The following is a 13,094-nucleotide window of genomic DNA, read 5'->3' as shown; positions in this document are numbered from 1 at the left end:
GCTACCGCGCCTCCTTCAGGTGGGGCGCGACCAGCCGTTCGAAGGCGAACTTGACCTGCCGGTACTCCTCCTCGCAGAGCGCGGCCCGCTCGGCGGGGAGATAGCCCTTCTCAACGAAATCGCCGAAGGTCCGGCGGTCGGCGCCATAGGCGATGCACAGCAGGTTGTAGAAGCGCTGCGCCGGCAGGCTGTGTTCGTTCGCGAAGTCCTTCAGGTCCGGCGGCGCGTCCTTCGCCTCGCTGGCGTACATGACGGCGACGCTGGCGATCACCCGTCGGGCCTCGTCCTTGCCGATGCGCAGCAGGGCGTAGGCGGCGACCTGATCGGCCGCGTCCTCCTCCCGCCCCAGGATGGGGATCTTCTTCAGGTCGAAGATGGCGTGCGCCAGCTCGTGCAGGACGACCTCCAGAAAGGGACCGGCGATGTAGTTCGCGGGGGTAAGCCCTTCCCTGACCCCGGCGGGCGGGATGTTCTGCGCAAGCTCCCGGATGTAGGCGAGATACTCGTAGCAGATCGTGATGGTCGTGTCGGACGCCTCGTAGGAGGCATCGACCTCCCCGTCGCAGCCGGTCACCCTGATGGACAGCGGGCGGGGCAGCCGCAGGCCGTCCAGCCGGTCGCGGATGCGTTCGAGCGCCCGCTTCTCCCGCAGGGTCTGGTGTATGGGCTCATGCGCCGCGTCCTTCGGCGGGTCGTAGGTGATCCGCAGGTCGCTTGGACGCGCGGCGGCCGGACCGCCCGCAAGGCTCGCCCCCAGGGCCACGAGAACCGCGCAACCGGCAAGGCGACGGAACGGGGCAGACATGGACCACCTCCTCAACAGGCCCGGGGAAAGATGGCCCGGGGAACAACGGAGAGCGTAATGTGCGGCAACGTACCTGCGGCAAGCCGCCCGCGTCGCTTAAGTGGTGTGATGGCAAAGCGAAAGGAAAGGTGCATCATGGGGATGAAATTTCTGGGCTTTCTGATGGCGATCGCTGTCCTTCCACTGAACGCGTGGGCCGCGGACGTCTCGGCGGGTGATCGTAGAACCAAGCAGCTCTTCGATCTTCTCGACGACAACCACGACGGCGTCATCACCCTGCCGGAGTTCAAGAACAACCAGATGCTGGTGTTCTACATCTGGGACCGCAACAAGGACCTCGTCCTCACGCCGGACGAGGTTCCCCTTCCCCCGGATGTCTTCGCGCGAATCGCCGGCTCGAACAGCAAGATCGACACCATCGAGTTCCTCAACACCGTCGATGAGGCCTTCAAGAGAGCCGACGCGAACCACGACGGGAAGCTCGACCGGCGGGAGTTCGCCACCTTGCGGCAGCGGATCCGGCAGTAGAGCCCGGCGGTAGAGCCACATCTACGGCCCGCCGATGCCAACGCCGACCCGGCCCGCGCGCAGCGCGGCGAAGGCGCATTCGAGCGGGCCGTCCACCCCCCGCCCCGGCAGCCTTCCGGAAAGCAACTTTCCGGAGAGCATCCTTTCGGAGAGCAACCTTCCGGAAAGCTCGGGGCACAGCGCCGCCATGGTTCGGGCCTTCGGCGGCACCGGGGCGGCGTCGCGGTGATCGCAGGTCGCGGGATCGCGGCGCACCTCCTCGTCCTCGGGCAAGCCCTCCGGAATCCTCGGGCGTTCGGCGGGCAGGATCTCCAGGTCCGGCAGGACGCCGAAGCAGTCCACGCGCGCGCCGGACGGCCGGAAGAAATGCGCGGTGGTCAGGCGCAGCCCCTCCCCGCCCGGCAGCACGAAGATCGACTGCACCGATCCCTTGCCGTAGCTGCGCGCGCCGAACAGCAGCGCCCGGTGGTGGTCCTGCAAGGCGCCCGCGACGACCTCCGCCGACGAGGAGGAGCCGCCGTCGATCAGCACCACCATCGGCAGATTGGGCATCGGCAGGCTGGGCATCGGCAGGCTGGGCATCGGCAGGCTGGGCATCGCATCACCGCCCGAATCCGAATTTCCGTAAAGGTGCCGCTCGCCGAAATCGCGGCTGCGCGTCGATACGATCTCCACCGGCCCGAGGAATTCGGCGGCGACCTTGATCCCCTGATCGAACAGGCCACCGGGGTTGTCCCGCAGGTCGAGCACGACGCCGGCCAGCCGGCCGCCGCTTCCGCGCCATTGGCTTTCCAGGGCGTCGTGCAGGCGGCGGGCGGCCTGCTCGCTGAAATAGACGACGCGGACATAGGCGACGTCGCCGTCCAGCCAGGACACCACGGGCTGAAAGTGGACCACCGCGCGCGTCACGGACACCCGGACGGGAGCGTCGCCGTCGCGATGCAGCAGTTGCAGGTTCACGGCGCCCCCCGCCGGGCCGCGCAGGGCCGCCACCGCGTCGGGCAGGCTCAGGCCCTTGATTTCCCGCCCGTCGATCGCGGTGATGAGGTCGCCCGACTGCACACCGGCATGCGCCGCCGGCGTGTCGTCGTGGGAGGCGACGACGCGCAGCAGACCGGTCTCGCGGTCGGTCGCGACCTCGATGCCAAGGCCGGGGAACTCGCCGTGCATCTGCTCCCTCACGTCGCGGACATGCTCGGCGTCGAGAAAGGCGGTGTAGGGGTCGAGCGGGGCCAGCATCGCTTCGATGGCGCCGACCGTCAACGCATGCTCCCCGGCGCCGGGATCGTTCCGGTTCTTCGCCCTCAACCCCTCGATGGCCTTGTCCACCAGCCGTTGCGGGTCGGTCGGCGTCACATAGGACGTCACCACGAGGCGCAGCACGTCGGTGAACAGGGCGTAGTTGGGGTCTGCCGGGGAGGGCGGAATGGCGCCCGGCCGCAACGCGGCGAAGGCTTCCCGATAGCGCTCCAGCGCCGGGCCGGCTTCGGGGCGCGCGGCCGGCACGACCGCGCAGGTCGCCACCGACGCCGCCAGAAGAAGCAGCGTCACGGCCGCCGCCAGCCTGCGCGCCGGCGCATACAGGCACAGGATCCGCAAACGCAGGGCACGCAAGCTTAGGGCCTGCATACTCGGGATATGCAAATACGGGCGGGCCATGGTCGGGAATGCGCCTCCGCAGGGGAAACCACGGGCCGATTGAGCCGCAATCGGAGGCCATTCCTGAAGTAGCAAGCGGTTCAGTTCCGCCCTGCTACGGTAACCTCCACCGTATCAGGGTCGGACCGGCGGAGCCGGCGCGGGGCCGCAACGCCTGCATTCGCGGCCGGAGCGGCCCTACCAGTGGCCCATACCCGACACGCGGCAGCCACCCGTGGTGTAGACCTGCTCCATGTTGCACAGGCCGTCGAAGTTCATGACCACATAGCCGTTGCAGGTCGGGTTGTAGAACCGCGCCCGATAGCCGGACGTGATGATGACGCCGCTGCGGACTTCCGAGGAAACGCCCCTTTGAACGCTGTCGGCCAAGCCCATCGCGCTGATCCGCTCGGTCGCGGCCTGCTCGCATTTCGGCGGCAGCTTGGGGAGCGGAGCGTCCTGCGCCAGCGCCGTCGTGGCGCCGAGGAGAATGGCGAACACCCCCACGGCAAGGACGAGCGCCGACCGGTACGGGATGGTGGCCGGGGTGGTGGCTATGTACGGGCTGACCTGAAGCAACATGCGACGCTCCTCCCTTGGCGAGTCCCATTGCGAGCCGCGTCCAGGTGGGCAAAGGCCGAACCGGATCGGCGGATCGTCAACCGCCGTTCCAGCGTTCCAGCTCCAACAGGATCTCGCGTTCCAGATCCGTGACGAGTTCACGACAGGTGCTGATGCGCTCGGACTCCGCGGACCCGCTTGACTGTTCCCCAGACTGTTCCCATTGGCGCAAGACCTCGACCGCCTCGCCGTAGTCTTCGCACAAGCCGTGAAAGAATCGGTTGTCCGCGCAGTATTGCTTGATCGCCTGCGCCAAGTCCGGAAACCGGTCCATTGCGTACCGTATCTTTTCCGACATGAATGCTCCCGCTGGCGTTCCGGCTGGGCATGAACGCTCCGGCTGGCTTCGGACGGATGCAAAGGATCGCGGCCGCCTGGATCGCGGCCGTCTGAGCAGTCTGTTTGAGCAGTCTGATGCCGTCCGGACTCCTCTGTCTCTGGACTCCGCTGTCGTGACGCGGCGCTGCTTCGAACCAGCCTGCATCCGTCGCCGCCCACCCTGAAGGGTGCAACGGTAGACTCTGATACCGTATCATCGGGGCGGGAGAATGAAGCCGTATGAATCCCAAGCGAATGGCAATTCGCTTCAAGACCCGGCACTCGCCCGGTTCAGCCGGTCCATCGCCGGCGCGTCCAGGCGCAGCCGCGCGGCGGCGATCAGGTCGTCCAACTGCTCCACTTTCGAGGCACTGGCGATGGGCGCGGTCAGAACGATGCGCCGCCTTTGCGGAACTCGGTTGCGTAGAACAGCAGGGCTGCCAGGGGAAAGGCGGCGCCGATCCAGGTCACCGGCTCCCACCCGCCGCGGGCGAAGGCGTAGCCGGCCAGCGCCGATCCGGCTGCCCCGCCGGTGAAGAAGATCGCCATGTAGACGCCGTTCATGCGGCTGCGCGTCTCCGCCCCCAGGGAGTAGATGGCCCGCTGCCCCAGCACCATGCTGGTCTGCACGCCCATGTCCAGCAGCAGCCCGGCGAGCACCAGCAGCGCGATGGAGCCCTCCCCCACCCGCGCCACAAGGAAGGACAGCGCCCCCATGGCGAGCGCCACACCCGTGGCCGGCCGCGTCCAGCCCCGGTCGGCGATGCGCCCGGCGATGGGGGCGACCAGCGCGCCGGCGGCGCCGGTCAGGGCGAACAGCGCGATCCCCCGCTGCGTCAGGTTGAAGGGCGGGGCGGCGAGCAGCAGCGGCACGCTCGTCCAGTACAGGCTGAAGGCGGCGAACATCGCCGTCTGGTAGGCGGTGCGCCGTTGCAGCACCGGCGTGCGCACCAGGAGCCGCCCCAGGGAGCCCAACAGGGCGCCGTAACCGGAATGGCGCGCCGGGCGGCGCTCCGGCAGGCGGCGGCTCAGCAGGATGGCGAATCCGACCATGGCCAGCGCCGACAGGCCGAACACCGCGCGCCAGCCGAAGCTGTCCGCGATCAGGCTCGCCACCGGGCGCGCCAGCAGGATGCCCAGCAGCAGGCCGCTCATCACGTTGCCGACCACTTGCCCGCGCGTCGCCTCCGGCGCCATGTGGGCGGCCAGCGGCACCAGCATCTGCACGGCGACGGAGGTCAGGCCGATGAGGAAGGAGGCCGCAAGGAACAGCCCCGCCGTGGGCGCGAAGGCCGCGACCAGCAGCGACGCGACCGTCCCGCACAGTGTCGCGCCGACCAGCCTGCGGTTTTCCAGAAGATCGCCCAGCGGGGCCAGCAGGATCAGCCCGACGCCGTAGCCGATCTGGGTCAGCGTGACGACGAGGCTGCTCGCCTCCGGCGGCAGGCCGATGGCCGGGCCGATCAGGCCGACCAGCGGCTGGGCGTAGTAGATGTTGGCGACGATGACGCCGCAGGCGATGGCCAGCATCGTGACCAGCGGGCGGGAAATCGTCGGCGACGCCGCCCCGGCGGGCGCGTCGGTGCGGCGGACGTCGCTGGTGGACATCAGGGGACTCCTGCGGACGGTGGGGGGAACGCTCAGGGCGCGCGCGGCCCGAAGCCCTTCAACAGGCGGGCACCCTACGCCGGCATGCCGCGCCGCCGCATCGGCGGAATCCGCCGCCCCGCCATGCGGTCCGGGCAAAACAAAGCCCCTCCCCCATGCGTGGGAGAGGGGCTTTGCCACAGCCAGCGATCCGATAGGGCCAGCAACCCGATAGGGCCAGCGATCAGATGTGGTCGGACGACAGGATCGCCTCGGCGTCGCCGCCGGTGCCGCGGCCCGGCAGCAGGGCGTTCAGCCCCACGCCCAGCACCGCCGACAGCGCCATGGAGGACACGACGAAGCCGCCGTCGCCGAACTTCAGCGAGGCGCCGCCGATGCCGATCACCAGGATGGTGGAGGAGATCAGCAGGTTGCGCTTGTCGCCCAGGTCAACCTTGCCCTCGATCAGCGTGCGGATGCCGGAGGACGCGATCACGCCGAACAGCGCGATCGACACGCCGCCCATCACCGCCGTCGGGATGGTGGACAGGAAGGCCGACAGCTTGCCCACGAAGCCCAGCACGATGGCCAGTGTCGCGGCCCCGGCGATCACCCACACGCTGAAGATGCGCGTCACCGCCAGCACGCCGATGTTCTCGCCGTAGGTCGTCGCCGGCGGGCCGCCGAGCGCCGCCGCCACCATGGTCGCCACGCCGTCGCCCATCACCGAACGGTGCAGGCCCGGATCGGCGATGAAGTTGCGGCCGACCACGCGGCTCAGCACGATCTGGCCGCCGATGTGCTCCGCAATGGTCACCATGGCGACCGGCGCCACCAGCAGGATCATCGCCCAGGCCGACACGCCCTCCTTCATGTTGGAGAACAGCAGGTGGAAGTTCGGGATCTGGAACAGCGGGGCGGCGGCGACCGCCGTGAAGTCCACCATGCCCGCGGCCACGCCCGCGATATAGCCGGTCAGGATGCCCAGCAGGATCGGCACCACGGTGAAGAAGCCGCGCAGCACGATCGAGTAGACGAAGATGCTGCCCAGCGTGAACAGGGCGAGCAGGAAGTGCGGCAGGCTGTAGGCGCCGCCGCCGGCCGTGTTCTGCGCCATGCCCACGGCGACCGAGGCCAGGCCCAGCCCGATCACCACGATCACCGGCCCGACGACGATCGGCGGCAGGATCGCCAGCAGCCAGCGCACGCCGAAGGCGCGGATCAGCAGCGCCACGATGACGTAGACCGCCCCCGCGGCGCAGGCCCCGACCAGCGCCCCGCCGGCCCCGCCGATCTGGGTGGCCGTGACGATCGGCCCGATGAAGGCGAAGGAGGAGCCCAGATAGGCGGGCAGCCGCCACTTCGTGAAGGCAAGGTAGATCAGCGTGCCCAGCCCGCTGGTCACCAGACCGACCGACGGGTCGAGACCCGTCAGGATCGGCACCAGGACGTTGGCCCCGAACATGGCGAACAGGTGCTGAAGGCTGAGCAGGAGGAAGGTCGCCGGAGGTGGACGCTCGTGAACGTCCAGCACCCGGTCGCGCGGTGCAGTCATGATTGTGGTTCCCGTGCCGACGATGCCGTACGTGGCAAGGGTTACTCCGACAGGGCAAGCGCGGTCAAATTTCCTCGGCGGTCGGCGGTCGGCGGGTGCCCGGTTTCCATCCCCCTTCCAATTGGTCGGCGGAGGGCGGCGCAGGAGGTGCGCACACCACGGCGATGCCCGTGATGCCGCCCCTGCCGGGGCCGCCCTCCGCCGGGGCCGCTCTACCGGGTGCCGGACGTGCCGGTCCGGTTCTGATCCAGGTTCAGCGCCGTCTGGGTTTCGGCGTTCAGTTTGCCTGTCGGCTTCAGGTTGTGGGCGCGCTGGAAGTCCGCCAGGGCTTTGCGCGTCGCTGGCCCCCACCGGCCGTCCACGGCGACCTGGCTGCCGTTGTCGTTCAGGGCCTGCTGGACGCTGCGGACCCGCTCGGCGCTCATCGACGTGTTCCGCCCCGCCGACGAGGTCCGCGTCGCCGTCTCCCGGCGGTCGGTGGACGGGCTGACCGCTTCCGACGCCTTGTTCGCCGCCTGATCGGTCATGCGGTCGGTCTTGGTCCCCAACCCTTCGTTCATGGTGTGACCCGCCGCCGCTCCGCCGACGCCGCCGACCACCGCACCGACCGGGCCGCCGACCGCGGCCCCCGCCAAGGCACCACCACCGGCGCCCGTGGCGGTGCGCGAGGTGTCCGTGCTGCCGCACGCGGCCAGCGCCAGGAGCAGGCTGGCCGACACGGCCGCTTCCTTCAGTCTAAGCATGTTTTCCCTCCCATTCTTTCGCTATTGACGCGTCCTACATGCGTACAAGTATCGATGGGAGGCTGTTGTTCCGCCGCCGGCGCGATGTTGGCCGTTTTCTTTCGCCGTTGGAGGCAGGCGCATCGCCGCCTGCCCCGCCGCGACGGCGTCGGAAAAACCATGTCACGACGCGGGTGGACCGCCGTGCACCAAGTGTTCGAAGAGATGCTCGGTGCCCATCTGGCCGCCCTTCAGCATCAGCTCCATCCCGTCGCAGGCCGGATCGTCGCTGTGGGTCCGGCTCAGCGTGACCCCCGGCGCCAGCGTCGTCGCGTAGGACAGGCCCCAGCAGCCGAGCGCCGTCACCGCCTTGCTGGAGGTGTCGCCCCCGGCGATGCCCATGCGCCGCAACGGCACCGCGCGCACGACCTCGGCCACGAAACGGGCCGTGGCGTCGGCCACCCGTGGGGCCTGGGTGGTGTCCGGGGTGGAATCGGAGGGGGTGGAATCGGAGGGAGCGGCATCGGGGGGAGCGGTCCAGGCCAGAACGTGCCGCCCGGCCCGAAGGCGTTCGGCGACGTCGGCCAGAACGCGCCGGCCATAGGACGGGTCGCCGCACAGCCGCCCCGCATCCACCGGCAGCCGGTCGAAGGAGGTGGACGCCTCGACCTGCCGTCGCGTCAGCGGCGACAGGCTTCCGGCCATGACGAAGACCGGTCCTGATGCTGGAGAAAACGGCGCGGGATCCTCGGCAGGCTCGCCGGTCGCCCAGTCCGTCGCCCAGTAGGCGGCGAGGGCCTGGGCCACGCTGCTCGGGCCGACGGCCAGCAGGGGGGCCTGCCGGGCGCGGTCCCAGATCAGCCGCCCGACCAGCGCCAGATCCTCGGGACGCGCGACGTCGAGCAGAACGCCGTCCGGGCCATCGGCGATGCGGCGGTCCAGGGCTTCGTTCAGCTCATCGAAGCCCAGGGCGTAGCCGGGATAATGCACCGCCGCCATGCTCGCCAAGCCCTGCGCGCCGAGGTGGAGGCGCAGATCGGCCTCGGCCATCGGGGTCACGGGATGGTTCCGCATGGTCGGGTGGCGGTCCAGCCGGTGAACCGCGCCGCCGGTGCCGGCCGCCGCGAACAGCGTGCTGAACAGGCAATAGCGCCCGATGTTCGGCTGCCCCCCGACCACCGGGCGGAAGGGGTTGGGGAAAAAGCCCCGCAGGCTCGCCACCGCGGCGCCGATGCTGCCGATCTGGGGCGCGCTGTCGAAGGTCGAACAGCATTTGTAGTGCAGGACCGGCACCCCCAGATCCGCGAAGAAGCGGCCGACCGGTTCCAGTTCCGCCCGCATGGCGGCGGGGTCCATGGTCCGGGTCGCCCCGGCGATGCCCACCGCGTCGAGCGGCCCGGCGGCGGCCAGACGCTCCGCCGTCGGCACGCCCAGGAACAGCAGCGCCCGCCGCCCGGCCCGCGCGAGCGCCGCCAGCGTGTCCGTGGCCCCCGTGAAGTCGTCGCCGTACCAGCCCAGACGCGGCGCCGTCATGCCTTGGCCCCGCCGAAGAAGTCCAGCGCGCGCTTCAGCTCCGGCTGGGTCTGCGCCGCCGTGCGCAGGTCGGTTCCGGCCCGCACGGCGGCCCAGGCCTGGCGGATGCTCAGCACCCCGGCGGCGGGACCGTCCGGATGGGCCATGATGCCGCCGCCGGACATGAACAGCAGGTCATCGGTGCCGACCGCGTCCCAGGTCGCCGGCACGGTGCCCGCCCATTGCCCGGAGGAAAAGGCCGGCATCACCGGGTCGCCGCTCCCCTCGGCGAGCGGGGTGAGGCAGGCTTTCGCACCCTCGACCACCTCCTCGTCCGGCTGGGCGAACTTGCCCTGGAGCCCGTGGACGTGCATGTGATCCACACCGGCCAGCCGCCACAGCGCCTGATAGGCGTCGAAGCCGATGCCGAGCCAGGGGTGGCGCGACAGCGCGCCGAAGCCGTTGCGGTGCCCGTGCAGGACCAGCCCGCTGCTCCGCCGCAGCGTCTGCACGGCGGAGAAGCCGCACCAGTTCAGGCTGACCATCGCGCAGCTTCCGCCCTCGCGCTCCACCAGATCGGCGTGGCGGCGCATGGCGTCCGTCTCGTCGGTGATGTTGAAGGCGACCATCACGTGCTTGCCGGTGCGGTCCTGGTGGCGGCGCACCCGCTCCATCACCGCCGGCACCCGTTGCGCCAGCGGCGCGTGGGCCGGGTCGGCGCAGATCTCGTCGTCCTTGATGAAGTCGAGCCCCGCCGCGCAGAGCTGTCCCACCAGTTCCCCCGTCTCTTCCGCCGACAGCCCGACGTTGGGCTTGATGATGGAGCCGACCAGCGCGCCCTCATGCACCCCCGTCAGGCGCCGCGTGCCGGCCACGCCGTGGCGTGGCGCGTCGAAGCCCGCGCGGTAGGCGGCGGGCAGGCGCACGGACTCCAGCCGCAGCCCGGTCACCTCGCCCAGGTCGAACAGGTTGCCCGCCACCGTCGCGGCCAGCGTCGGCAGGTTGGCGCCGATGTTGACGGTGGGGAAGCTGATGGCGACACGGGCGCGCCGCCACGGCCCCGGCCGCTTCTGCCGTTCCAGCCAGCTGTTGGGCAGGCTGGGCGCGGCGGCGGGCTCCAGCTCCTCCACCCGCTCCACGACGGCGCGGGCGCGGGCGCGCAGCTCGTCCGTTTCGCCGTGCACGCGGGTGAAGGTGCCGCAGGACTGTTCCCCCGCCATCACCTCCGCCACGCGGGCGGGGTCGAGCGGCGTTTCGATCAGATAGGTTGCCTCAATGCGGTCGGGGCGGTCGGGGCGGTCGGGCTGCATCGGGTCCGCCTCAAATCCGGTTCAGGTCGGGGAAGGGGCGTACGGGATCCGTGCCGTCCCAGCCCTGCGACGCCTTGCGGATCAGGTCGAACATGCGGCCCTTCGGCCCGGCGACCTCCGACAGCTCGATCACCGTGCCGGGGTGGTATTCGGTGTCGAAATAGACGAAGCGCCCGCGCTCCCCCACCTCGCCGCTCATCACAGGCTCGAAGCCCTGCCGGGTCAGGCGCTCCATGTCGGCGTCGAAGTTCTCGGTCCAGTAGGCGACATGCTGCAAGCCGGTGCGCCCGGCCTTCAGGAAGTCGCGGTACATGGAGGGCGCGTCGTTGCGGGTCTGGATCAGTTCCATCTGCAAGGGGCCGGAGTTGGCGAGCGCCACGGAGTTGTGCACCTCGTACCGCTCCCCCCGGTAGGTGTAGTTCACGATGGGGACGCGCTCGTTGTAGAACCAGGGGCCGATGCCCAGCTTGCGGCTCCAGTAATCCATGGCGGCCTCGATGTCGTTCACGACATAGCCGGCCTGCCGGATCTCGCCGAAAAATCGGCTCATGCGGAAACTCCTGTTCGGATTGTTTGTGTTCCGGCCGTATCAGAAAGGCAGGAAGCCGGTGGAAATCCAGGGAACGGCGACGACCACGGCCAGCCCGGCCAGCAGCGCCAGGACATAGCCGCCGATGTGCTTCAGCCCCTCGTCCGGGTTCACTTTGCTGATGGCGCAGGCGCCGTAGTAGCCGACGCCGAAGGGCGGGGCGAACAGGCCGATGCCCATCGCGAAGATGACGACCATCGCGTAATGCACCTCGTGCACCCCGGCGGCCCGCGCGATGGGGAACAGCAGCGGCCCGAACAGCACGATGGCGGGAATGCCTTCCAGCACGCTGCCCAGGATGACGAAGGCGGCGACGGAAACGGCCAGGAAGCCGTAGGCGCCGCCCGGAATGTCCGCCATCCAGCGGGCGAGGTCGCGGGAGAAGCCGGACTGCGTCAGGCCCCAGGCCATGGCCGTGGCGCAGCCGACGATGAAGATGATCGCCCCGGTCAGCGACGCCGTTTCGATCAGCATGGGCTTCAGGCGGCGCCAGTCGAACTGGCGGTAGACCAGCAGCCCCATGACGGTCGCGTAGGCGATGCCGATGGTGGACACCTCGGTGGCCGTCGCCACACCCTCCACCACGGCGGCGCGGATCACGAAGGGCAGCAGGATGGCGGGCAGCGCCGCCACGGCCAGCCGCGCGATCTCCGCCTTCGGCGGGCGGCGGACATGGCTCAGATCCTCGTTCCGGTAGCGCCACCAGACGACGGAGCACAGCGCCGCCCCCAGCACCACGGCCGGCAGCAGGCCGCCCGCGAACAGCGCCGCGATGGACACCCCCGTCACGGAGCCGATGGTGATCAGCACGATGCTGGGCGGGATCGTCTCCGTCTGCGCGCCGGTGGCCGACAGCAGGGCCACGAGGTCGCCCGGCGGGGCGCCGCGCTTCTTCATCTCCGGGAACAGCACCGGCGCGATGGCCGCCATATCGGCGATCTTCGACCCGGAAATGCCGGAGACCAGATACATCGCCCCGATCAGCACGTAGGACAGGCCGCCGCGCACATGGCCCAGCAGCGCGGCCAGGAACTGGATCATCGCGCGGGCCATGCCGGTCATCTCGATCAGCAGGCCCAGGAAGACGAACAGCGGCACGGCCAGCAGGATCAGGTGCGACATGCCCTCGTCCAGCCGCCCGACCATGACCAGCAGCGGCGTGGAGGTGGTCAGCGCCAGATAGCCGAAGGTCGCCAGCGCGAAGGAGAAGGCGATGGGAACGCCCGCGAAGACGTTGGCCGCGACGATTCCGACGAAGAAGATCAGCAGGTTCGCCTTGCCCAGCGGCTTCAGCGCAGGCCCGGCCAGCCAGAACGCCCCGACCAGCACGGCCGTCAGCGCCACCGCCGCCAGCGTGGTGCGGGCGGAGCGCAGCCGCATCAGCCGGAACAGCGCCGCGACCGTCATCAGCCCGACCCCGACCGGCAGCGCCGCCGCACGCCAGGCGTTGCTGATCTCCAGCGCCGGGGTGACGATGAACTGCTCCTCCATGGCGTAGTCGATGGCCGGGTGGAGGATCATCGCCAGGAAGGCGACGGGGGCGGTCAGCGCCACCGTTTCCAGCAGCGCGCGGGCCTTCGGGCCGACGTGGCTGACCAGCCCGGTCATCCGCATGTGCTCCCCGCGCCGCAGCGCCACCACGGCCCCCAGCATGGACAGCCAGAGGAACAGGATGGAGGCCAGCTCGTCCGACCAGACCAGCGGCGCGTGGAAGACGTAACGCGCCACCACCCCGGCCAGGAGGATGGCGATCTCGGCCAGCACCAGCAGCGCCGCCACGGCCTCGATCGTGAAGCCGAGGCCACGGTCCAGCCGGTCGATCAGGGCACCGGCGGTGGCGCGCCCGGAGCCGTCACCGTCCACGGGAAATGCGGTGGCGTGGTGGGACACGGCCTCACCCTCCTTCCGG

Annotated in this window: 12 protein-coding genes; 1 reads left to right on the top strand and 11 read right to left on the bottom strand. The window is 70.0% G+C overall.

Features of this window, described 5'->3' with window-relative positions:
* Position 1 precedes the first annotated feature (1 nt).
* On the bottom strand, positions 2–805 hold the full coding sequence (locus ACSVC7_RS13645) for a DUF4344 domain-containing metallopeptidase (RefSeq protein WP_448204935.1): 804 nt from the start codon (positions 803–805) through the stop codon (positions 2–4).
* A 135-nt stretch (positions 806–940) separates the two neighbouring features.
* Between ACSVC7_RS13645 and ACSVC7_RS13640 the strand changes: the two genes are divergently transcribed.
* Positions 941–1,333 (top strand): EF-hand domain-containing protein, encoded by a 393-nt coding sequence (locus ACSVC7_RS13640; RefSeq protein ID WP_448204936.1) that lies wholly within the window; start codon positions 941–943, stop codon positions 1,331–1,333.
* A gap of 21 nt (positions 1,334–1,354) precedes the next feature.
* Here ACSVC7_RS13640 and ACSVC7_RS13635 read toward each other — a convergent pair whose 3' ends face one another.
* From ACSVC7_RS13635 to ACSVC7_RS13590, 10 genes are all read right to left on the bottom strand, one after another.
* Entirely contained in the window at positions 1,355–2,884 is a 1,530-nt protein-coding gene (locus ACSVC7_RS13635; RefSeq protein ID WP_448204937.1) for a S41 family peptidase, read from the bottom strand.
* A 285-nt stretch (positions 2,885–3,169) separates the two neighbouring features.
* A complete protein-coding gene (locus ACSVC7_RS13630) occupies positions 3,170–3,553 on the bottom strand; it encodes a hypothetical protein (RefSeq protein WP_448204938.1) in 384 nt (127 codons plus the stop codon).
* 76 nt (positions 3,554–3,629) lie between these two features.
* Positions 3,630–3,890, bottom strand: a complete 261-nt coding sequence (locus ACSVC7_RS13625; RefSeq protein ID WP_448204939.1) for a hypothetical protein — start codon at positions 3,888–3,890, stop codon at positions 3,630–3,632.
* 407 nt (positions 3,891–4,297) lie between these two features.
* Positions 4,298–5,518 carry an MFS transporter gene (locus ACSVC7_RS13620; protein ID WP_448204940.1) on the bottom strand — a complete coding sequence of 407 codons (1,221 nt, stop codon included), beginning with the start codon at positions 5,516–5,518 and terminating at the stop codon, positions 4,298–4,300.
* 223 nt (positions 5,519–5,741) lie between these two features.
* The gene (locus ACSVC7_RS13615; protein ID WP_448204941.1) at positions 5,742–7,052 is read right to left on the bottom strand and encodes a solute carrier family 23 protein; all 1,311 of its coding nucleotides are present in this window, start codon (positions 7,050–7,052) and stop codon (positions 5,742–5,744) included.
* A gap of 212 nt (positions 7,053–7,264) precedes the next feature.
* Positions 7,265–7,795: a peptidoglycan-binding domain-containing protein gene (locus ACSVC7_RS13610; protein ID WP_448204942.1), complete on the bottom strand. Its 531-nt coding sequence runs from the start codon at positions 7,793–7,795 to the stop codon at positions 7,265–7,267.
* A 162-nt stretch (positions 7,796–7,957) separates the two neighbouring features.
* On the bottom strand, positions 7,958–9,307 hold the full coding sequence (locus ACSVC7_RS13605; RefSeq protein ID WP_448204943.1) for a four-carbon acid sugar kinase family protein: 1,350 nt from the start codon (positions 9,305–9,307) through the stop codon (positions 7,958–7,960).
* Positions 9,304–10,596, bottom strand: a complete 1,293-nt coding sequence (locus ACSVC7_RS13600; RefSeq protein WP_448204944.1) for a ribulose-bisphosphate carboxylase large subunit family protein — start codon at positions 10,594–10,596, stop codon at positions 9,304–9,306. The genes ACSVC7_RS13605 and ACSVC7_RS13600 overlap by 4 nt, the downstream gene beginning before the upstream one ends.
* A 10-nt stretch (positions 10,597–10,606) precedes the next feature.
* Positions 10,607–11,146 carry a VOC family protein gene (locus tag ACSVC7_RS13595; RefSeq protein ID WP_448204945.1) on the bottom strand — a complete coding sequence of 180 codons (540 nt, stop codon included), beginning with the start codon at positions 11,144–11,146 and terminating at the stop codon, positions 10,607–10,609.
* A 39-nt stretch (positions 11,147–11,185) separates the two neighbouring features.
* Complete coding sequence (locus tag ACSVC7_RS13590; protein WP_448204946.1) at positions 11,186–13,075, bottom strand: TRAP transporter large permease; 1,890 nt, start codon at positions 13,073–13,075, stop codon at positions 11,186–11,188.
* Between the last annotated feature and the right edge of the window lie 19 nt (positions 13,076–13,094).

Source organism: Azospirillum mesophilum (genome assembly GCF_053470405.2).
Note: the sequence above shows the minus strand (reverse complement) of the source record. Positions and strands in the feature narration are given on the sequence as shown.